This is a genomic window from Pseudomonas sp. 65/3-MNA-CIBAN-0223, assembly GCF_040310425.1.
Taxonomy (GTDB): domain Bacteria; phylum Pseudomonadota; class Gammaproteobacteria; order Pseudomonadales; family Pseudomonadaceae; genus Aquipseudomonas; species Aquipseudomonas gregormendelii.
This window is the reverse complement of record NZ_JBEOPV010000002.1, coordinates 319,089-338,497: the sequence shown is the minus strand read 5'-3', so window position 1 is coordinate 338,497 and position 19,409 is coordinate 319,089. Positions and strand designations below refer to the sequence as shown.

16 protein-coding genes and 1 riboswitch are annotated in these 19,409 nt (G+C 60.6%); of the genes, 6 read left to right on the top strand and 10 right to left on the bottom strand.

Translation table 11 applies throughout. From position 1 onward, the window contains the following. Window positions 1–71 precede the first annotated feature (71 nt). Window positions 72–1,961: a phosphomethylpyrimidine synthase ThiC gene (gene thiC / locus AAEZ09_RS03100; RefSeq protein ID WP_350598095.1), complete on the bottom strand. Its 1,890-nt coding sequence runs from the start codon at window positions 1,959–1,961 to the stop codon at window positions 72–74. Between the two features lie 168 nt (window positions 1,962–2,129). Then, window positions 2,130–2,235, bottom strand: a riboswitch (TPP riboswitch). 202 nt (window positions 2,236–2,437) lie between these two features. Between thiC and AAEZ09_RS03095 the strand changes: the two genes are divergently transcribed. Continuing rightward, entirely contained in the window at window positions 2,438–3,871 is a 1,434-nt protein-coding gene (locus tag AAEZ09_RS03095) for a TolC family outer membrane protein (RefSeq protein ID WP_045061869.1), read from the top strand. Between the two features lie 64 nt (window positions 3,872–3,935). Here the strand turns inward: AAEZ09_RS03095 and waaA are convergent, their stop codons facing one another. Further along, window positions 3,936–5,213, bottom strand: coding sequence for a lipid IV(A) 3-deoxy-D-manno-octulosonic acid transferase (waaA, locus tag AAEZ09_RS03090; RefSeq protein WP_350598093.1), 1,278 nt, complete (start codon window positions 5,211–5,213; stop codon window positions 3,936–3,938). A gap of 11 nt (window positions 5,214–5,224) precedes the next feature. Then, window positions 5,225–6,127: a LysR family transcriptional regulator gene (locus tag AAEZ09_RS03085; protein ID WP_205892023.1), complete on the bottom strand. Its 903-nt coding sequence runs from the start codon at window positions 6,125–6,127 to the stop codon at window positions 5,225–5,227. A gap of 102 nt (window positions 6,128–6,229) precedes the next feature. On the opposite strand from AAEZ09_RS03085, the gene AAEZ09_RS03080 reads away from it, so the two are divergent. The 4 genes from AAEZ09_RS03080 to AAEZ09_RS03065 all read left to right on the top strand — a co-directional run bounded on the left by AAEZ09_RS03080 (window position 6,230) and on the right by AAEZ09_RS03065 (window position 9,725). Beyond that, on the top strand, window positions 6,230–6,562 hold the full coding sequence (locus AAEZ09_RS03080) for a DMT family transporter (protein WP_045061872.1): 333 nt from the start codon (window positions 6,230–6,232) through the stop codon (window positions 6,560–6,562). 177 nt (window positions 6,563–6,739) lie between these two features. Continuing rightward, window positions 6,740–7,915 carry an NAD(P)/FAD-dependent oxidoreductase gene (locus AAEZ09_RS03075; protein ID WP_045061873.1) on the top strand — a complete coding sequence of 392 codons (1,176 nt, stop codon included), beginning with the start codon at window positions 6,740–6,742 and terminating at the stop codon, window positions 7,913–7,915. Next, a complete protein-coding gene (locus AAEZ09_RS03070) occupies window positions 7,912–8,724 on the top strand; it encodes an aldo/keto reductase (protein WP_350598091.1) in 813 nt (270 codons plus the stop codon). Before AAEZ09_RS03075 ends, AAEZ09_RS03070 begins: the two co-directional genes overlap by 4 nt. Window positions 8,725–8,756: 32 nt before the next feature. Further along, the gene (locus tag AAEZ09_RS03065) at window positions 8,757–9,725 is read left to right on the top strand and encodes a hypothetical protein (protein WP_045061875.1); all 969 of its coding nucleotides are present in this window, start codon (window positions 8,757–8,759) and stop codon (window positions 9,723–9,725) included. A gap of 97 nt (window positions 9,726–9,822) precedes the next feature. Here AAEZ09_RS03065 and hldE read toward each other — a convergent pair whose 3' ends face one another. The 3 genes from hldE to AAEZ09_RS03050 all read right to left on the bottom strand — a co-directional run bounded on the left by hldE (window position 9,823) and on the right by AAEZ09_RS03050 (window position 14,350). Continuing rightward, window positions 9,823–11,244: a bifunctional D-glycero-beta-D-manno-heptose-7-phosphate kinase/D-glycero-beta-D-manno-heptose 1-phosphate adenylyltransferase HldE gene (hldE, locus tag AAEZ09_RS03060; RefSeq protein WP_045061876.1), complete on the bottom strand. Its 1,422-nt coding sequence runs from the start codon at window positions 11,242–11,244 to the stop codon at window positions 9,823–9,825. 112 nt (window positions 11,245–11,356) lie between these two features. Next, window positions 11,357–13,162 (bottom strand): lipid A export permease/ATP-binding protein MsbA, encoded by a 1,806-nt coding sequence (msbA, locus tag AAEZ09_RS03055; RefSeq protein WP_045061877.1) that lies wholly within the window; start codon window positions 13,160–13,162, stop codon window positions 11,357–11,359. Window positions 13,163–13,177: 15 nt separating this feature from the next. Next, a complete protein-coding gene (locus AAEZ09_RS03050) occupies window positions 13,178–14,350 on the bottom strand; it encodes an O-antigen ligase family protein (protein WP_045061878.1) in 1,173 nt (390 codons plus the stop codon). A gap of 111 nt (window positions 14,351–14,461) precedes the next feature. Here AAEZ09_RS03050 and AAEZ09_RS03045 point away from each other — a divergent pair, with 111 nt between their 5' ends. Continuing rightward, window positions 14,462–15,067: a lipopolysaccharide kinase InaA family protein gene (locus AAEZ09_RS03045; protein WP_045061879.1), complete on the top strand. Its 606-nt coding sequence runs from the start codon at window positions 14,462–14,464 to the stop codon at window positions 15,065–15,067. Here the strand turns inward: AAEZ09_RS03045 and AAEZ09_RS03040 are convergent. The 4 genes from AAEZ09_RS03040 to AAEZ09_RS03025 are packed head-to-tail and all read right to left on the bottom strand — an operon-like array spanning window position 15,062 to window position 19,405. Then, entirely contained in the window at window positions 15,062–16,156 is a 1,095-nt protein-coding gene (locus AAEZ09_RS03040) for a glycosyltransferase (protein ID WP_045062025.1), read from the bottom strand. The two genes, AAEZ09_RS03045 and AAEZ09_RS03040, sit on opposite strands and share 6 nt — an antisense overlap. A 48-nt stretch (window positions 16,157–16,204) precedes the next feature. After that, complete coding sequence (locus AAEZ09_RS03035; RefSeq protein WP_045061880.1) at window positions 16,205–16,966, bottom strand: hypothetical protein; 762 nt, start codon at window positions 16,964–16,966, stop codon at window positions 16,205–16,207. A gap of 55 nt (window positions 16,967–17,021) precedes the next feature. Continuing rightward, window positions 17,022–17,978, bottom strand: a complete 957-nt coding sequence (locus tag AAEZ09_RS03030; RefSeq protein ID WP_350598088.1) for a glycosyltransferase family protein — start codon at window positions 17,976–17,978, stop codon at window positions 17,022–17,024. Continuing rightward, window positions 17,975–19,405 (bottom strand): PIG-L deacetylase family protein, encoded by a 1,431-nt coding sequence (locus AAEZ09_RS03025; protein ID WP_350598120.1) that lies wholly within the window; start codon window positions 19,403–19,405, stop codon window positions 17,975–17,977. The genes AAEZ09_RS03030 and AAEZ09_RS03025 overlap by 4 nt, the downstream gene beginning before the upstream one ends. Window positions 19,406–19,409 lie beyond the last annotated feature (4 nt).

Here is a 19,409-nt window from a genome sequence, read left to right as displayed (position 1 = left end):
GCTACAGATCCAATGTGGGAGCCAGCCTGCTGGCGATGGGGCCTGTGCAGGCCCCACCTTTTCAGGTCAGATCAAACCTTCTTGTACAGCTGACTGCCTTCCTGCCTGAACCGCTCAGCCTGCTCCGCCAGTCCCTGGGCCACTTCGGCATCAATGGTTTCGATCCTCTGGTTGGCCGCATATTCACGGACTTCCTGAGTGATCTTCATCGAGCAGAATTTCGGTCCGCACATGGAGCAGAAATGCGCGACCTTGGCCGAATCCTTCGGCAACGTCTCATCGTGATACGAACGGGCGGTGTCCGGGTCAAGGCCCAGGTTAAACTGGTCTTCCCAACGGAATTCAAAACGCGCCTTGCTCAGGGCATTGTCGCGAATCTGTGCACCCGGATGGCCTTTCGCGAGATCGGCAGCATGCGCGGCGATCTTGTAAGTGATGATCCCGGTTTTCACGTCATCCTTGTTCGGCAGGCCCAGGTGCTCCTTGGGCGTCACGTAGCAGAGCATGGCGCAACCGAACCAGCCGATCATCGCCGCACCGATACCGGACGTGATGTGATCGTAGCCCGGCGCAATGTCGGTGGTCAGCGGGCCGAGGGTGTAGAACGGCGCCTCGTCGCAGCACTCGAGCTGCTTGTCCATGTTCTCCTTGATCAGCTGCATCGGCACATGGCCCGGGCCTTCGATCATGCACTGCACGTCGTGCTTCCAGGCAATTTTGGTCAGCTCGCCAAGGGTTTCCAGTTCACCGAACTGCGCGGCGTCGTTGGCGTCGGCAATCGAACCTGGGCGCAGGCCGTCACCCAGCGAGAAGCTGACGTCGTAGGCCTTCATGATTTCGCAGATGTCTTCGAAATGCGTGTAGAGGAAGTTTTCCTTGTGATGCGCCAGGCACCACTTGGCCATGATCGAACCGCCACGGGAAACGATGCCCGTCACGCGCTTGGCGGTCAGCGGCACGTAGCGCAGCAGCACACCGGCGTGGATGGTGAAGTAGTCCACGCCCTGCTCGGCCTGTTCGATCAGGGTGTCGCGGAACAGCTCCCAGGTCAGGTCCTCGGCCGCACCGCCGACTTTTTCCAGGGCCTGATAAATCGGCACTGTACCAATCGGCACTGGCGAGTTGCGGATGATCCACTCACGGGTTTCGTGAATGTGCTTGCCGGTGGACAGGTCCATGACCGTGTCCGAACCCCAGCGAATGCCCCAGGTCAGTTTCGCCACTTCTTCTTCGATGGACGAACCCAGGGCGCTGTTGCCGATGTTGCCGTTGATCTTCACCAGGAAGTTACGGCCGATGATCATCGGTTCCAGTTCGGTGTGGTTGATGTTGGCCGGAATGATCGCGCGGCCACGGGCGATCTCGTCACGGACGAATTCAGGGGTGATGATCTTCGGCACGCTGGCGCCGAAGCTGTGGCCGGCGTGTTGCTGGTCCAGCAGGCCGGCGGCACGGGCCACTTCGAGCTTCATGTTCTCGCGGATGGCAACGTATTCCATCTCGGCGGTGATGATGCCTTTGCGCGCGTAGTGCATCTGGCTGACGTTGGCCCCGGCCTTGGCGCGGCGCGGGTTGTTCACGTGGGCGAAGCGCAGCTTGGTCAGTTCGGCATCGGCCAGGCGTTCCTGGCCGAAATTGGAGCTCAGGCCGCTCAGGCGCTCGGTGTCGCCACGGGCTTCGATCCACGGCGAACGCACATCGCCCAGGCCTTTGCGCACGTCGATGATGACGTTGGGGTCGGTGTACGGGCCCGAGGTGTCGTACACAACGACAGGCGCGTTGATCTCACCGCCGAAATCGGTCGGGGTCACGTCTAGGCTGATTTCGCGCATCGGCACGAGGATGTCCGGGCGAGAACCCTGGACGTAGACTTTTTGCGAGCGGGTAAAGGGCTGAACCGACTGTTGATCGACTTGGGCCGAATCACTCAGGTTCGTCGTATTTTTTAGTTTTATCGTCATCACGGGCTCTCCAGACAGCATCCAGGCAGTGGATTTTTGTCGGAGCGAACCTGTAACGAATGGACGCGACCAATCAGCGATGACACTGCTGCTGGTGCTGTGCTCAGTGCTCGAGGGGTGTTCGATTGTCGAACAACATCCCGGACGAAGCACAAGAGGACTCGCCGGGTGACGAGAAATCTTGTTCCCTACGCAGGCGCTAACCTGATCAGGTTCAACGGGATCCGAAATTATTCGATCTCAGCCTCATAGCAAGGCACCCCGACAAGAACCCGGCCAGTCTAGACACAACTGACACGGAACGCCAACCCCGCAGTAAACACCTTGATGAATGGCGTAATTACAGGATTGTTGCCGAACGTGTGCGCAACTACACTCGCTACGCCGCATCGCGTCATGACGTTGTGCGTTGACGATCTACAACATCGCGCCGTACCTTGGCGCAAATTATCAGCGTAATTTTTAGGGATGGCCGCATGCTGCGCAAACTTTCACTGGCCCTTGCCGTGTCTTGTGCTTCGAATGGAATGGCCTGGGCAGCGGAAGCGCCCTTATCGACCAGGACTGACCTGGTGAGCGTCTATCAGGAAGCCGTGGATAACAACGCCGACCTGGCTGCTGCTCGCGCCCAATATGGCGCGCAGAAAGAGGTAGTGCCCCAGGCACGGGCCGGGTTGTTGCCGAATCTGTCCGGCGGAGCCCAGGTCGCCAATGTGCGCACCGACATCAATCAGCCGTCCGCCGTGGCCTCCCGCAGCGCCAACTCCTATCAGGCGACGCTGGCACAGCCACTGTTCCGCGCCGATCGCTGGTTCCAGTACCAGGCGGCCAAGGACGTCAACGAACAGGCGGCGCTGCAACTGTCCGCGACAGAGCAGAACCTGATCCTGCAGACCGCCGAAAACTATTTCAATGTGCTGCGCAGCCAGGACAACCTGGCCTCGACCAAGGCTGAGGAAGCGGCATTCAAACGCCAGCTGGACCAGTCCAACGAACGCTTCGATGTCGGCCTCTCGGACAAGACCGACGTGCTGCAATCGCAAGCCAGCTACGACACTGCACGGGCCAACCGCATCGTTGCGCAGCGCCAGGTGGATGATGCGTTCGAAGCGCTGATCACCCTGACCAACCGTCAGTACAACTCGATCCAGGGCATCGTCCATACCCTGCCGATCCTCCCGCCGGCACCGAATGACGCGAAGTCCTGGGTCGACACGGCCGCCCGGCAGAACCTCAATCTGCTGGCCAGCAACTACGCGGTCAGCGCGGCTGAAGAAACGCTCAAACAGCGCAAGGCCGGCCACGCTCCGACGGTGGATGCGGTGGCGAAGTATGAAAAAGGTGACAACGACGCTTTTGGCTTCAGTAATCCGAATGCTTTCAACCAGGCCTATGGCGGGCCGGTCGAACAACGCACCCTGGCCCTGCAGTTGAACATCCCGATCTACAGCGGCGGGCTGACCAGTTCCCAGGTCAGGGAGTCCTACTCGCGCCTGGACCAGACCGAACAACAGCGTGAAGGCCTGCGCCGGCAAGTCGTGGAGAACACGCGCAATCTGCACCGTGCGGTGAATACCGACGTCGAGCAGGTGCAGGCGCGCAAGCAGTCGATCATTTCCAACCAGAGCGCGGTGGAAGCGACTGAAATCGGCTATCAGGTTGGAACGCGCAACATCGTCGACGTGCTCGATGCCCAGCGCCAGCTGTACACCTCGGTGCGCAACTACAACAACACCCGGTACGACTACATCCTCGACAACCTGCGCCTGAAACAGGCAGCGGGCACGTTGAACCCGGGCGACCTGGAAGACCTCAAGCGCTACCTCAAGCCCGACTACAACCCCGACAAGGACTTCCTGCCGCCGGATTTGGCCAAGGCTGCGGCTGAGCAATTGAAAGCCCGGCCGTAAAAGCAAAAGATCGTCCGAAGGCTCGGGCCGCGTTCGGGCGATCTTTTATTTCAGGCGACGCAGTCTAACGGTCGATCAACCGCCCCAACCCATCCAGCAATCGTTGCAACGCGCCCTGATTGGCGCGCATCACGTTCAATCCGGCCTGGGCCATGCGCTGTGCGTCCCGGGGCAATTCGAACAATCGTCGCACCTCTACCGCCAACCCTTCGGCATCTTCCACCTCCTGCAGCGCGCCGGCATTGCGCAGTTGCGCGGCTATCTCGAGGAAGTTGAACAAGTGCGGGCCGCTCAGTACCGGCTTGGCCAGTGCTGCCGGCTCCAGCAGGTTGTGCCCGCCGTTCGGTACAAGGCTGCCACCGACGAATGCGGTATCAGCCAGGGCGTAAAGGAACAGCAATTCGCCCATGGTGTCGCCCAGCAGTACTGAAGTACCGGCGCTGACCGTTTCGCCGGTGGAGCGTCGAACCGTGGCGAAGTCCTGCCGGGCGCACAGCTCGAACACCGAATTGAACCGCTCCGGATGGCGCGGTACCAGGATCAGCAGCGCATCGGGATGATTGGCGAGCAACTGACGGTGAGCCGCCAGCACCACGTCGTCTTCGCCTTCATGGGTACTGGCGGCAATCCACACCGGACGCTCCTGTGCTTGCCATTGGCCGCGTAACTCGGTGGCACGCTGCAGCAGCTGCGGGTCGATGGTCAGATCGAATTTGATCGAGCCGGTGACTTCGACGGTTTCCGGGCGCGCACCCAGGTCGCGAAAGCGCGAGGCCTCGGCCTCGGTCTGCACTGCAAACAGGCTCATTTCGGCGAGCATCGGCTGGGTCAGTTTGGGCAAACGGCCGTAACCCCTGGCCGAGCGCTCGGACAGTCGGGCATTGGCCAGCGCCACGGGAATACCCCGTTTTGCACACTGGTGGATATGGTTGGGCCAAAGCTCGGTTTCCATGATCACTGCCAGTTTCGGCCGCACGCGATCCAGGAATCGCTTTGCCGCACAGGGCAGGTCATAGGGCAGGTAGCAGTGTTGAATTCGCGGTTCATTGGCGAACAGGGCCCGAATGCGCTCGGATCCGGTCGGGGTCATGCAGGTCACGGTGATCGGCAACTGTGGATAACGTTGCAACAGAGCGCGGATCATTGGCGCCGCCGCGATGCTCTCGCCAACTGACACCGCGTGTACCCAGATTCCGCCGGGCTGCAACACCGGCAGGCCATAGGAAAATCGCTCGCCGATGCGTTTGGCATACGCCGGCGCCTTGCGCGCCCGCAGCCAAAGCCGAATCGCTACCAATGGCAGCCCCAGGTAAAACAGCACGGTGTAGAGAGTTCTATTCATGGCGGCGGAGTTTATCGGCTTTTGTCGCCGATCGCCCGCAAGTGCACGGCAAAACGTTCCGCCAGCCAGCGCGCGGCGGGGCCCAGTGGCTCGTCGCGACGCCACACCAGCTCCACGACAAGGGCCGGAGGCGTCCATTCGCTGACCAGTTCGACCATCTGCCCCTGATAAGCAGGGTACTGCACCACGTGCCGGGGCAACCAGGCCCAGCCGAGGCCACGTACCAGCCATTCGGCCATTACGTAGAAACTGTCGGCCCGCCAGACCTGCGGACTGGCGGGTTCGCTACCGGGGTAGACACTGGATTGAGTGGACATGAGTAACTGGCGATGCTGCGCCAACTGCTGGCAATCAACTTCGTTTTTGCCGGCCAAGGGGTGGCCGGTGCCACACACTGTCACCATTTCGACGCTGCCCAATACCCGGCGCTCAAGGGATTCGGGAATCTGGTCGTGATAAAACAGCAGGCCGAGGTCGGCCCGGCGCTCCACCAATTTACGCGCCACATCGCCCTGGGCAGCACTGGTCAGTTGCACCTCAAGGCTGGGAAATTGTTGCGCCAGGGCTTCAAAGCTATCCACAACTGCCTGGTAGGGCATGGCCTCGTCCTGGGCCACCCGCAGACGGGCTTCCTGCCCGCGCATCATCGCCAATGCCCGGCCGTTCAAACGCTCGCACTGACGCAGGACTTCCCTTGCTTCTTCGAGCAAGGCATCGCCGGCTTCAGTCAATTTCGGCTGGCGCCCGCTACTGCGATCAAACAGGCTGACGCCGAGGTCTTCTTCCAACAGCGCAATCGAACTGCTCACGGCCGACTGGGCCTTGCGCTGAGCGCGCGCCACCGCCGAGAACGAGCGTTGTTCCGCTACGCTGACAAACAGACGAAGCTGTTCCAGACTCCATTGCATGCTCATGTGCAACCCATCTCCGTAACAGATAGGTAATGACTTTACCGCATCTGGCGAATCTCTAAAATGCAGGCTTGATAAAGCAACACATCACTTGAGGATGCACCCATGACCGCTTACTACTACCTGGCCATTGCCATCTGCGCCGAAGTGATCGCGACCGTTTCAATGAAAGCCGTCAAAGGTTTCAGCACGCCCCTGCCGTTGGTGCTGGTGATCGTCGGCTACGGCATCGCCTTCTGGATGCTGACGCTGGTGGTGCGCAGCGTACCGGTAGGCGTGGCTTATGCGGTATGGGCCGGCCTGGGCATCGTGCTGGTCAGTGTCGCCGCGCTGTTTATCTATGGGCAGAAGCTGGATGTGCCGGCGATGCTGGGCATGGCGCTGATTGTGCTGGGGGTGGTGGTTATCCAGTTGTTCTCCAAAACTGCAGGCCACTAACGCCTGCAATGCTGTCTAGTGTGGGAGTGAGCCTGCTCGCGATAGCGGTGCGCCAATCGACGCGTCGGTTGCCAGGTAAACCGCTATCGCGAGCAGGCTCACTCCCTCGGGTCTGTCGGCCGCTGCAATGTTTGAGTCTGTATACTGCGCCCTCGTCTTGAACACTGAGGTCGCTGCATGCCATCCGTTATTTCCACCGACGTTTTGATTGTCGGCGCTGGTGTCGCCGGCCTCTGGCTGAACGCGCGCCTGCGCCGCCAGGGTTTTTCGACCGTGCTGGTGGAAAGCGCCACCCTCGGTGGCGGGCAGAGCCTGAAGTCCCAAGGCATCATCCACGGCGGCGCCAAGTATGCGCTGCACGGTGCACTGACCGGCGCCTCGGAAGCCATCGCCGATATGCCACGACGCTGGCGTGAAGCGCTGGCCGGCGACGGCGAACTGGATCTGAGCGGCGTACGCCTGCTGTCCGAAGCCCACTATCTCTGGTCCCCCGGCACCATCGCTGGCAACCTCACCAGTTTCTTCGCCAGCAAAGCCGTGCGTGGCCGGGTCGACCAGGTCAAGGGCGAGCAACTGCCACCTGCCCTGCAAGACAAGCGTTTCAAGGGCAAGGTCTATCGCCTGGCCGAGCTGGTGATCGATGTACCGAGCCTGATCCAGCGCTTGGCCGACCTCGCGGGCGACGGCCTGCTGGCCGGGCATGAGATCGAACCGTTTCTGGAGGCTGGCCTGCTGGTCGGCCTTAGAGTCGACGGGCGCGATATTCGGGCGCAACGCATCGTTCTCAGCGCCGGGGCGGGTACCGCAGCGCTGCTCGAAGCACTGGGGTTGAGCCAGCCGGCCATGCAACGTCGACCGCTGCACATGATCATCGCCAAGGGCCCCGGCCTGAAGCCGTTGTACGCCCACTGCCTGGGTGGCGGGACCAAGCCGCGCATCACTGTCACCACGCACCCGGCGGCCGATGGCCAGTGGGTCTGGTACCTGGGTGGCGATATTGCCGAAGCCGAAGGCGTCGCCCGCGAGCCGGCCGAGCAGATTGCCACTGCGCAGAAAGAACTCGGCCAGCTCCTGCCCTGGATCGACCTCAGTACCGCCCGGTGGGCCACTTTGCGAGTGGATCGTGCAGAGCCTTTGCAGTCCGGCCTGACACGCCCGGACAATGCCTTCCTGGCTGAACAGGGCCGGCTGCTGGTCGGTTGGCCGACCAAGCTGGCACTGGCGCCGGACTTCGCTGACCGGGTCATCGCCTCTCTACAACGCGATGGCATCCAGCCCAGCCACAACGCTACGTTGCCTGAACTACCGAAACCACCCATGGGCATTCCTGCCTGGGAGCAACTGCTACCATGAGCCAACCAACCCTGCACGAACTGAACCGCCCGCTGGGCAGCACAGGCCTGATGGTTTCGCCACTTGGCCTGGGCACCGTGAAACTGGGCCGCGACCAGGGCGTCAAGTACCCGAACGGTTTCCAGATTCCGGGCGATGATGAAGCGCGCATGTTGCTCAAGCTCGCACGGGATATGGGGATCAACCTGATCGACACCGCCCCGGCGTATGGCCACAGCGAAGAGCGCCTCGGCCCGTTGCTGCGTGACCAGCGCCAGGAGTGGGTGATCGTCAGCAAGGTGGGCGAAGAGTTTGCCAATGGCCAGTCCAGTCACGACTTCAGCGCCGCCCACACCCGGTTGTCAGTGGAACGCAGCCTGAAACGTCTGGAAACTGATTTTATCGACCTGGTGCTGGTGCACTCCGACGGCAATGACCTGGCGATTCTCAACGACAGCGAGGTCTACGCAACCCTCGCCGAACTCAAGCAAGAGGGCAAGATCCGCGGATTCGGCTTCTCCGGAAAAACCGTCGAAGGTGGCTTGAAGGCTCTGGAACAGGGTGATTGCGCGATGGTCACCTACAATCTGAACGAATTGAATGAAAAAGCCGTCATTGACTATGCTGCTGCTCACGGCAAAGCCATTCTCGTCAAGAAAGCCCTGGCCAGCGGCCATGTGTGCCTGAGCCCTGGCGTCGATCCGGTGCGCGCCAGCTTCGAGTTGTTGTTTGAACATCCGGGCGTTGCCAGTGCTATTGTCGGGACCATCAATCCGCTGCACCTCGCCCACAATGTCGCGACCGTTGCCAAGGTCCTTCGTAGAAACTGACGCCGCCGACGCGGCCTTAAGCAGGAGCCGACATGCCGCGTACGCTCATAAGAAAGAACCCCAGCAACTTCAAGACCCTGCCGTTATTCGTCGAAGCGACTCCCGAAGGCCTGAGTTACCAGAGCGTCGGAATGCCGCTCAATTTCTCGCAAACCCTGCAGCGTCGCCGCCCCGTGGCCGTGGCCGATGCAGAGCGCTTCGCCGTGGAGCTGGCCAATCTCGGGGTTTCGGTGCGCCTTACATTGCACTGGCAGAACCGCGATTACTGGGTCTTGGTGCGCCAGCGCCGACAGGATCGCGGCGACGTGGTGCTCAAGCTGATCTCCGGTTATGTGCCGGCCCACGAGCTCAACCTGCCGCTGCACACGGCCATTCAGGAAATCGCCGAAGAATGCCTGCTGGAAACGCCCGAAGGCTGGCTTGGCGGACGCTTCAATGACACCTGGCTGCCTGCGCCCTACTCGTCCGCCCTGCATTATCGGGAAGCCTTGCCGTTTCGATTGACGCCCCTGTCGGGGTCGGCTCGACCGGTGCGCTGCGCGAACATGCAACTGATCGAACGTCCACGCGCTTACGTGCACCTGCCCACCGCCTCGTTGCAGCTGATCTACGACTTGCGCCTCGAGGTCCCCAAGGAAGCCAAGTCGCTCAGCCTGTTTCATGTCGACGAACGCCTGGAAGGCGACCAACTGGTGGCTAGGCTCGATCGCAAGCGGCCCGATCTGTACCTGATGCCTTTGCAGGACGGCCAGCCGATGGCTGAGCTCTACACCTTGAAGAAAGACCACCTGTATCCGGCGAGCACTCGCGGGTTGTACCTGGCAGAGAGTTTTGCCCAGCAGGAAGGCTGGCTGGTGCGCGATGAGCGGATCAAGTGGAAGGATTGGGTGAAGCAGCAGGGACTGAGCCTCCCGGGGAAGGACTCGGGTTTAGCGCGGTTGCGGGGCAAGGCCAAGCAATTGCTGAAGAGAATCGTGCCACGCAAGAAGCTCAGTTCCTGAACCAAAAGATCGCAGCGCCTACAGGGCAGGAGCTGCCGCTGGCTGCGATCTTTTAACGTTGCGATCAAAGAAATCTTCAAGGATCGCAGGCCAGCTCTTACGACTTGCGGATCTTCTCCACAATCGCCGTAGTCGAGCTGTTTTCCACCAGCCCCAGGACCTTCACCGTGCCGCCGTAGGCTGCCACGATGTCAGCACCCACCACCTGCTCAATGCCGTAATCGCCACCCTTGACCAGAACGTCGGGCTTGACTTCGCGCAGCAGGTTTTCCGGGGTCCCCTCCGAGAAGCTGATAACCCAGTCCACAGCGCCCAGGCCGGCCAGGACGGCCATGCGCCGGTCAACACTGTTGATCGGACGCCCAGGACCTTTCAGTCGGCTCACTGACGCATCGTCGTTGACTGCAACGATCAGACGATCGCCTTGGGCCCGCGCCTGCTCGAGGTAAGTCACGTGACCGGCATGCAATATGTCGAAGCAGCCGTTGGTGAACACGATCTTCTCTTTGTGCGCACGGGCATCGTCAACCGCCAGCAGCAGTTGCTCGAGCCCCAGCACACCGCGCTCGGAGCCTTCTTCGCGCTGAATGGCGCGCCGCAGTTCCGGTGCACTGATGGCAGCAGTACCCAGCTTGCCGACCACGATACCCGCAGCCAGGTTGGCCAGGGCCACTGCATGGGGCAATTCTTCACCGGCAGCAATCGCTGCTGCCAGGGTCGAAATCACCGTATCACCGGCACCCGTGACGTCGAACACTTCACGCGCCCGCGCGGGAAGGTGCAGCGCGGGATGACCGGGGCGCAACAAGGTCATGCCGTGCTCACCGCGAGTCACCAGCAAGGCGCCGAGGTCGAGCTCCTGCATCAGGGTCGCGCCCTTGGTCACCAGCTCGTGCTCATCGCTGCATTTACCGACGATGGTTTCGAACTCGCTGAGGTTCGGCGTGATCAGGCTTGCACCACGATAGATGGAGAAATCCTTGCCCTTGGGATCGGCCAATACCGGAATACCACGGGCGCGAGCAGCCTGGATCAGCACCTGATGGTTCTTCAGCGCGCCTTTGCCGTAGTCGGACAACACCAGCACCTTGATGCCTTCGAGCAATTCGTCGACTTGCTCGCCCAAGGCGAGGGCATCGGTAGCGAAAGGTTCTTCGAAGTCGATACGCAGCAATTGCTGGTGACGACTCATGACCCGCAACTTGACGATGGTCGGCTGGTGCGCAATGCGCTGGAACAATGCCCGCACGCCGGCGCCCTTGAGGCTGTTGGCGAGGCTGTCGGCGGCTTCATCGTCGCCGGTGACGCCAACCAGGGAAGCCGGCGCACCCAGAGCGGCAATGTTCAACGCAACGTTGGCGGCACCGCCTGGGCGGTCCTCGATTTGCTCGACCTTGACGACTGGTACCGGCGCCTCCGGGGAGATCCGTGAGGTACCACCATGCCAATAACGGTCGAGCATGACATCGCCGACCACCAAGACAGGGGCTTGATCGAATCGCGGCATGGACAACTTCATGGAGCAACCCACATACAAAATGAACAGGGGCGCGATATTAACACAGGGTTGCCGTGGGCTTGCGCCACGGCTGCAACCGAATGAAACATCGTTCTTCGCCCCCGGGCCTGGATCAGGCGATATTTTCCGTCGGTGCGTCGAGCCCCATGGCGTGCAGGCGCGAGTAGTAGCCATTTTGCGCCAGCAACTGCGCGTGGGTGCCACGCTCGACAATTTCACCATGGTCCATGACCAGAATGAGGTCGGCCTTTTCGATGGTCGACAAGCGGTGAGCGATCACCAGCGTGGTGCGGCCCTTCATGACCTGGTCCAGTGCCGCCTGGATATGGCGCTCGGATTCGGTGTCGAGTGCCGAAGTCGCCTCATCCAGGATCAGCAACGGAGCGTTCTTCAACAGGGCCCGGGCAATCGCCAGGCGCTGGCGTTGACCACCGGACAACAGCACGCCGTTTTCACCGACCTGGGTATCCAGGCCATCGGGCATCTGGGAAATGAAGTCCATCGCATAAGCATCGGTGGCGGCCTTCTCGATGTCGGCCCGCGGGGCGCCAGCCAGGTCGCCGTAGGCGATATTGTTGGCGATGGTGTCATTGAACAGCGTCACATGCTGGGTGACCTGTGCCACGTGCCGACGCAGGTTACGCAGGCGATAGTCTTCGATTTCGACATCATCGAGCAGGATCTCGCCGGTCTCGTGATGGTAGAAACGAGGGATCAGGCTGGCCAGGGTCGACTTGCCACTGCCTGAGCGACCCACCAGCGCGATCATCTGGCCGGGTGCCGCGGTGAAGCTGATGTTTTTCAACACTTCACGATCGGTGTCCGGGTAGGTGAAGCTCAGGTTGCGCACTTCCAGGTAACCGCTGACGCGATCACGCTCGACCGTGCCGCTATCAACCTCAGGCTCAACGTCCAGCTGTTCGAAAATGCTTTCGGCACCGGCCACGCCTTTCTGGATGGTCGAGCTGACTTCCGACAATTGACGGATTGGCTTGGGCAGCAGGCCCGCCGCCGTGATGTAGGCCACCAGGTCGCCCGCCGTAGCGTCGCCCCGCAGGAACAGTACCAGGAACATCAACACGGCCATGGCGGTATAGATGACCAGCTGCAACATCGGCGTATACACCGCGCCGGTCTTGGTCATGCGCAGCTGCTTGTCCGTGTTGCCCTGGCTGGCTTCGGCAAAGCGGCGCTCTTCATAGCTCTCGCCGCCGAAGCTGCGCACCACGCGATAACCCTGGATGGTTTCGGAGGCGACGTGGGTCACATCCCCCATCGCCACCTGGATTTTCTTGCTCTGCTTGCGGAATTTCTTGCTGGTGTTACCCACCATGAAGGCAATCACCGGCAGAATCGCCAGCATCACGATCGTCAACTGCCAGTTCATCCACAACAGATAGGCAAACAGGAACACCACGGTCAGGCCTTCACGAATCACGACCTTGATCGCGTCCGTGGCGGCGCCGGTGACCATTGTCACGTTGAAGGTGATGCGCGAAATCAGATGCCCCGAGTTATGGGTATCGAAGTAGCGGTTGGGCAATACCAGCAGCTTGTTGAACAGCTCGACGCGCAGGTCATGCACCAGCCCCAGCGAAACCTTCGCCAGGTAGTAGTTACCCAGGAACGAGCCCAAGCCCTGCCAAGCCGCGATCAGGATGATCAGCAGTGGCACCGCCATCAGCAACTGCAGGTCCTTGAGATAGGGAACATTGGGAAAGAGCACGGCTTCAGGGTTGCTCAGGCCGTCGACGAAATATTTGAGGATCCCCGCCAGCATTGGCTGGGTGGAAGCAAAGATCACGAAGCCCACGATACTCAGCAGGAAAAGGCCAACATAGGGTTTTACATACCCCAACAGCCGAAGATAGATTTTCAGGCTGGAGTCCTGTCCCGCTTTGGGCGGTGCGTCACTCATCGTAGAGCTCACTTGTTAGGAAGAACGCGAAATTTTATCACAGGCACCGGGGTTGGCCCGCGCCCATACCAAAACACTGGCCAATCCGATCGGTAGCCAGCTGATGAACCACTCAGCCCTGGGCGTGCCGGTCAGGCTGGCCGCATCAAATTGCATGGCCAGGGTGGAAAACAGCCAGATGCCGATAATGCCCCGGCCGTACAGCGACGTCCTGGCTTTCCAGGCCTCAAGCAGCACGCCAAACCAGACTGCACACCACAGCAGCAGGCCTGGCAGACCCAACTCGATTGCCACATGGCTGAACAGATTATGGGCATGGTCGAAATACATGTCTGCGGCGAACACCTTGTAGTCGCCGCCCAGCCCGAGGCCGCGCCATGGATGCTCGGCGATCATGTTGAGGCTGGCAACCAGGATCTCCGGGCGATAGGAGGCACCGCGGGCCAGCACCAGTGGTTCGAGCAACCAGAACGCCAGCAGCGCCACCGCCAGGGCACCGATTGCGACAACGCAGCTGCGCCGGTCCCGGCACCAGATGGGCATTGCGAGCAACGTGAAGAACAACGCCAGGGCCGCGCCCCGGCTTTGGCTCATCACCACGAACGCGCCAAGCAAGCCCAAGGCCACAGCCCAGAGGGCCTGCATCCAGCGCTCGCTGGGCACCCAAAGCACGAGCCACACGGCCGCGAGCCCGATGACGTAGCCGCCAAGGATCGGGTGAGACAGCTCCCCCAGGCCTTCAAGACGTGCAACCCAGGCATTGCCATTAACACCATAGAATTTTATGACAGCGGCCAGGGCTGTCAGCGCCAGGCCGAAACCTCCCCACTGCATGAGGCGAATCACGCGCTCCGGCCGACCGTTGGCCAATATCGGAAAAAACAGCAGGAACACGACTATGTACAACAGGCGCTTGGCCTCGCGAGCGGGTTCCTCGACGTTGGTCCACGACAGGCTGATCAAAGACCAGACCAGCAAACCAAGCAGCGGCAGGTAGATCCAGCGCTGTTCGTACAACAGCTCTTTGAGTCGAACCCGCGCAGGCCAGGCGAACACCAGGGCCGGGAGCCAGAGCAAAGCGACCAGGCCCTGTTGATAGGCTTTGTTGGTAGGCGCTACGGCAATGGCCAGTAAAAACCAGATCAGCCCTGCGGCCATCCATAGTTGCGCCCAGCGTGTTTCCTGCATCGATTTGCTCCTTGGATAGTTCACCCTGCCTCACCCGGCATGGTTAAAACTGAAACTTTTCGGCATCATTGCCCGCCACGGTGCTCCGCAATTCCGACAAGGCTTTCTACGATGCAATGTTCCCGACTTCCGCAAGACGCTTTAAATCAAATGATTGAAGGCGCCAGAGTATTGGAGGCTGATAGCTACGGTCCGAAAGTCTACCTGTTGCAGGATGGGAATATCCTCAAACTGTTCAGGCGCAAGCGACTATTTTCTTCCGCAATATTTCGCCCGTACTCGAAACGGTTCATCGATAACACCCTGGAGCTGCAAAAGCGCGGCGTGCCCACCCTTCAGGTGCTGCAGTTCTACTGCCTGCAAGGTCCAGGCATGACCGCCGTACTGTATGAGCCATTGCCGGGTGAAACCCTGCGCCAGGTTGCGGCAAAAGACGGCTTTGACTGGCAGCAGAACCTGCCGGCGCTCGCAGAATTGATCCGCAGCCTGCACAAATCGGGAATTTATTTTCGCTCGTTGCACCTGGGCAACATCGTGGTGACGCCAGATAACCGCATGGGTTTGATTGATGTCGCAGACATGCGCTTTGTGCGTGCCCCACTGCCGAAGCACCTGATCAAGCGCAACCTGCAACACTTCGCGCGCTATATTGCACGCGAGAACCTGAACGGCAGCTTTCCAATGCAAGCATTGGAGCAGGCCGTCATGGCGTCATGACAACAGTTCGCGGACCGCTTGGCTGAAGTCGAGCCAGGCCTGGTCAGGTGCCAGCTTGCGGTACTGGCCCGCTGCAATCGTTGATGCGCAGTCATTGAATGCACTCAGAATGGCCGCGCTCCAGGCGTTGACGTCGGCAGCGGCGACATACACACCCTTGTCATCCAGCTGTTCGCGAAACACCGGAAGTTCGCTGGACATCACCGGCACGTCCGCCATCACGGCCTCCTGCATGATCAGCCCCAGGCCCTCGCTCAACGAGGGGATCGCAACCCAGTCGAAAGCGCGGTAGAGTTGCGCGGCGTCGTTCAAATGCCCCGGCAACGAGACATTGCCGCCGAGCCCCAGGCTATCAATACGCGCCTGCAGCGCGGCACGATTCGAGCCCTCGCCGATAATGACCAGACGCAGATCTGCGCGCTGTTTCAGTGCTACCGCGAAGGCGTCGAGCAGGCACGCAAATCCTTTCTTGTCTTCCAGTCGACCGACCGCACCCAGCACCGGCGTCTCGTCGAGCGGCAGCCCCAGGCGAGCACGGGCATCCTCTCGCGAGAGCACCTCGGCGCGAAAGGCAACAGGGTCATATGCACTGCGCAGCGCCTGGATCGGGAGTTGAAGGTCCTGGCCCAGCTTGGTCGCCAGCGTGCCTGACACTGCGACCAGCGTCAGTTGGGTTGGCTTGAAGTGCTGGAACAGCACCCGGTCTTCGGGACGAAGTCGAGTGGACCCGTGGAAAATCACAATGGCACGCACGTGAGGCAGTTTCTTCAGCAGGGGCAACAAGGTGCGGGCAACGCCCAGGCCGTCGAGCAGCAAAAGATCTGCCTGGCTTTCCAGGAGCGCTTTCTTGAAACCGGCCTGCATCCAGGGCTTGGTCAGCCGCCAGAAATGCCGCCCTTTCAACTGCGCGGAGGACAGGTTCCACTCCCTGGCGCCAGCCACGTTCACGCCACAATCAGTTGCGCAGCCCTGTAACAGCCAGGTCTTGACCGGTGATGTCGAGGCCGCCTGGGACAGAATCTGTTGGTGAACCTTGTGTATCGACGCAAAAGGCGCACCGCCGGACCACATCACATTGAGAATGCTCATGGCGCCACGTGCCGCTTCAGGCATCTGCCGGGTTCTCTCCTGGTGCACTTAATTGATGAACCAGCCAATGCATACTCCCACCAGTAGAGACAATGCGAACTTGATCTGTTCGCGCCGACTGCGCCGCGCCTTGCGCTCACGCTCGACAGAAGTCTGGACGTGCAAACCAAACCCCGTATGCCGCACCGCATCACCCTCAAGCGTCACTGCAGTGAGGTTCAGCTGCGCGTAACGCTTGGACAGCGCCTTCTCCCCGTCGTGCGAGGCATAAGGGGCACACAGCCGATATTCCTTGATCCTGCGCAGCCCGGGGTTCAGCGAGAAACTCTGCCACTCGGGCTTGTCCGAGATCAGTGGATAGCAGGCCACACCACCAATGAACTCCCGAGCACCCAGGCGAATGTAAGGGCTGTGCACACTCAGATCGTAAATATAGCTGCGCATCCAGACCTGGAGGATTTCCGGACGCAATTCGAGGATTTTCAGCGAGTCTTCCACGAATCCTGGGCGATAGAATTCCCAGTCGTCTTCGCAATGAAAAATGTACGGAGTGCTGACATGTTCGTAAGCCAGGTCGATGGATGCCAACTGACCGAGCTTCGGGCGATTGACGAACACTGTGCAATGATCTTTCCAGCCCGCAGGGATGGCCGAATGCACAGCCTCGTCCCCGGCATCTTCAGTAATGAAGACTTCGCGGATGGGCGCTGTGTTGAACCGGTCAAAACTCTCGAGAGTGGTTTTGAGCAGGTCCAGGCGGCCACAGCTGGTGACCACCAAGGTGATGTTACTTTCGGTTGAAAACTGCACTTGATTCTCGTTTAAAGTCAAAGTGCCAGCAATATCAATGGCTGACCGGCCCTTGTCAAACGCCCAGTTTCAGGCGCACTTTTTCCAGCAGACTAAGTGGTGCACGGGTGCGCAGCGCCGGCTTGAGCGCCTCGACGATGCGTTCGCCGATACGCGCAAAGCTCAATTGCGCCACTACCAGTTCCCGGCCGTTATCGGCAATGCGCCGTGCCAGCTCAGGGTCGGCCCGCAGTTGCGCGAGTTTTTCCTGCAACTGGGCGATGGTCTGGTAGAACACGATGTTATGCATGTCCTGCAGACCCAACGCGCGGCTCTCGGCCTCGCCCTGGTCATACGCCAGCAACACGCAACCGCAGGCCATGGCTTCGAAGTTCTTGATCATGAACTCGCCCATGCCGACATCGGCACTGACGAAAAAACGGATACGGTTGAGGGTATCGCAGTATTCCTCGCCGGACTTGGTCCGGGTCACGACCAGCGGCTCAACGCGCCCCAGCTCATCGAGCAAGGCTTTGCGACCGCTGTAGGCAACGCTGTTGGTGCTGCCGACAAATGCCAACTCGATATCACGTTCGCGACCCTGGTCCTGCAGCAGGGTCTGGTCGTAGCCCTTGGGCACGAACACCGCATCAAACCCTTCCTCGCGCAGACGCTCGGCCACCACATATCCCGAGCTGATCACCCGCACCCACGGCAGCTTGCGGTAATGGGCGCTGAACTTGCCGGTGTACTTGCACGGGATGTAATTCTGGTAGGCATCGTGCTCCAGAAACACCAGGTTGGGCACGGTCTGGATAAAGCGAACCTGCCTGATTTCCTTCTTGAAGCGCAGGAAGAACACAATGCGGTCGTAGCGAGTTACATCGACGTGCTTGCGGAAATAGCCGCGCAGGTCGTCCTGCTCCTCGCTGGTCAACTCGCGCTTGTCGCAATCGCAATGGGCGGCGATTCCGTCGTAGAGGCGATCAAGGATCGCTCGCTGCTCTTTCTGCACCAGGAACAGAACTTTCAATTGGTTTCTCTCTTTCCAGACAGATCTTGCACCCAGAACAATTCATGGCGCCGGACGGTTTTGCGGAAAAACTCGTTTTCCCCGTAAGCCGGCCAGCGTCGAGCCGCCAGGCACCTCTGTATTGCCCGCCGCAGCAGGCGCTTCAATGGCAGCCTCGGTTGGAGGTCATGCATCATGCCCAGGGCCATTGCCTTGTGGCATTGTTGTTTGTCGGACAGGCCGAGCGCCCAGGGACGCATGGGCTCGTCGGCCGTCAGTTGCGGCGGCAACGCCACGCCAGTGCCTGCCTCACCCATGGGCCAGCGATCGTTATCGTGGAGGTGATTGGCGTAATACAACAAGGTTTCAGGCTGCCAGGCAGTGGCGCCCAGCGCCTGCATGACGGCTTGCTGCGAACACTGGTGGTCCGGATGGGGATCGAAGCGCGGATGCGGCAACACGATGACCTGGGGCTGAATGCGCTCGATCAGCTCATGCAGATCCCCCAGCAAGTTGTTCCAGGTAGGGGCACCGTCAGCATCACTGCGTAGGGCAAACGGGTTGAAGCGGCGGAAGTAGCGAGTATCGCCAAGCTGCGCTTCGCGGGAGGCCGCCGGACAGTCCGGTGCATCCTGCATCGCCGGCAATTGCAGACAGAAATACCCCAGCTGGATGCAGCGTTCCTGCGCGACACCGCCCCACAACGGCACGCCAATGCTGTCCCACGCACGCAGCGAGCCTTTGAGGCGCGCCGCCTCGACGCTATCAAGGCCCATTTGCTGGTAGTGCTCGGCTTCTATTTCACCGGCTGTCACGGTCACGATCCAGCTTTGCTCGGCGCTGCTGTACAAGCCGAACGCCGCCAGCTCGGCGTCGTCGGCGTGGGGGGCGATGACCAGCACCCGCTTGTCACGGTAGTCGGGGTATTCGAAGGCCCACAGCACGGGTTCGCCGAGCAACCGGCAGAACCGTCCGCGCAAGCGCAGTTGCCCCTGGGACAGCACCGACGCCTGCCCGGTCAGGTTGAGGTAGCGCAACCCGTCGACACCCCGCTCGAAAGCCTGACGGTCGGGATTACTGCCCCCCGTTAACTCGACCACGGGATCGAAAAAGCGCCCCAGCCAGGTGCTTTGTATGCGCAGCGCCAACACCAGCGTGGCGTCGTCGACCAGCATGACGCCCTCGTCCAGGCGCAACCGCTCGCCGTCCAGATGGACTTTGGGTTGCTGAGTGTAGGGTGGAAAGCTGTATTGGTAATCATCGCCAGGGGAATAGAACAGATGGTCAGCGAACCAGGCTTCATGGGCTACCCAGCCCAGCACCGCAATGACCAGCGGCAACCACCAGGTCACCAGCCAACCAACGACCACTAACACCAGCAACGCGATAAGCAGGCTCAAACGCTTGTTGCGTCGATGGCGCTTTAGCAGCAACTGTTTACGGCTGATGGGT

What these genes read in the sequence shown, in the direction of transcription:
- thiC (WP_350598095.1), bottom strand. Translation starts at nt 1,961, where the DNA reads ATGACGATAAAACTAAAAAATACGACGAACCTGAGTGATTCGGCCCAA.
- AAEZ09_RS03095 (WP_045061869.1), top strand. Translation starts at nt 2,438, where the DNA reads ATGCTGCGCAAACTTTCACTGGCCCTTGCCGTGTCTTGTGCTTCGAAT.
- waaA (WP_350598093.1), bottom strand. Translation starts at nt 5,213, where the DNA reads ATGAATAGAACTCTCTACACCGTGCTGTTTTACCTGGGGCTGCCATTG.
- AAEZ09_RS03085 (WP_205892023.1), bottom strand. Translation starts at nt 6,127, where the DNA reads ATGAGCATGCAATGGAGTCTGGAACAGCTTCGTCTGTTTGTCAGCGTA.
- AAEZ09_RS03080 (WP_045061872.1), top strand. Translation starts at nt 6,230, where the DNA reads ATGACCGCTTACTACTACCTGGCCATTGCCATCTGCGCCGAAGTGATC.
- AAEZ09_RS03075 (WP_045061873.1), top strand. Translation starts at nt 6,740, where the DNA reads ATGCCATCCGTTATTTCCACCGACGTTTTGATTGTCGGCGCTGGTGTC.
- AAEZ09_RS03070 (WP_350598091.1), top strand. Translation starts at nt 7,912, where the DNA reads ATGAGCCAACCAACCCTGCACGAACTGAACCGCCCGCTGGGCAGCACA.
- AAEZ09_RS03065 (WP_045061875.1), top strand. Translation starts at nt 8,757, where the DNA reads ATGCCGCGTACGCTCATAAGAAAGAACCCCAGCAACTTCAAGACCCTG.
- hldE (WP_045061876.1), bottom strand. Translation starts at nt 11,244, where the DNA reads ATGAAGTTGTCCATGCCGCGATTCGATCAAGCCCCTGTCTTGGTGGTC.
- msbA (WP_045061877.1), bottom strand. Translation starts at nt 13,162, where the DNA reads ATGAGTGACGCACCGCCCAAAGCGGGACAGGACTCCAGCCTGAAAATC.
- AAEZ09_RS03050 (WP_045061878.1), bottom strand. Translation starts at nt 14,350, where the DNA reads ATGCAGGAAACACGCTGGGCGCAACTATGGATGGCCGCAGGGCTGATC.
- AAEZ09_RS03045 (WP_045061879.1), top strand. Translation starts at nt 14,462, where the DNA reads ATGCAATGTTCCCGACTTCCGCAAGACGCTTTAAATCAAATGATTGAA.
- AAEZ09_RS03040 (WP_045062025.1), bottom strand. Translation starts at nt 16,156, where the DNA reads ATGAGCATTCTCAATGTGATGTGGTCCGGCGGTGCGCCTTTTGCGTCG.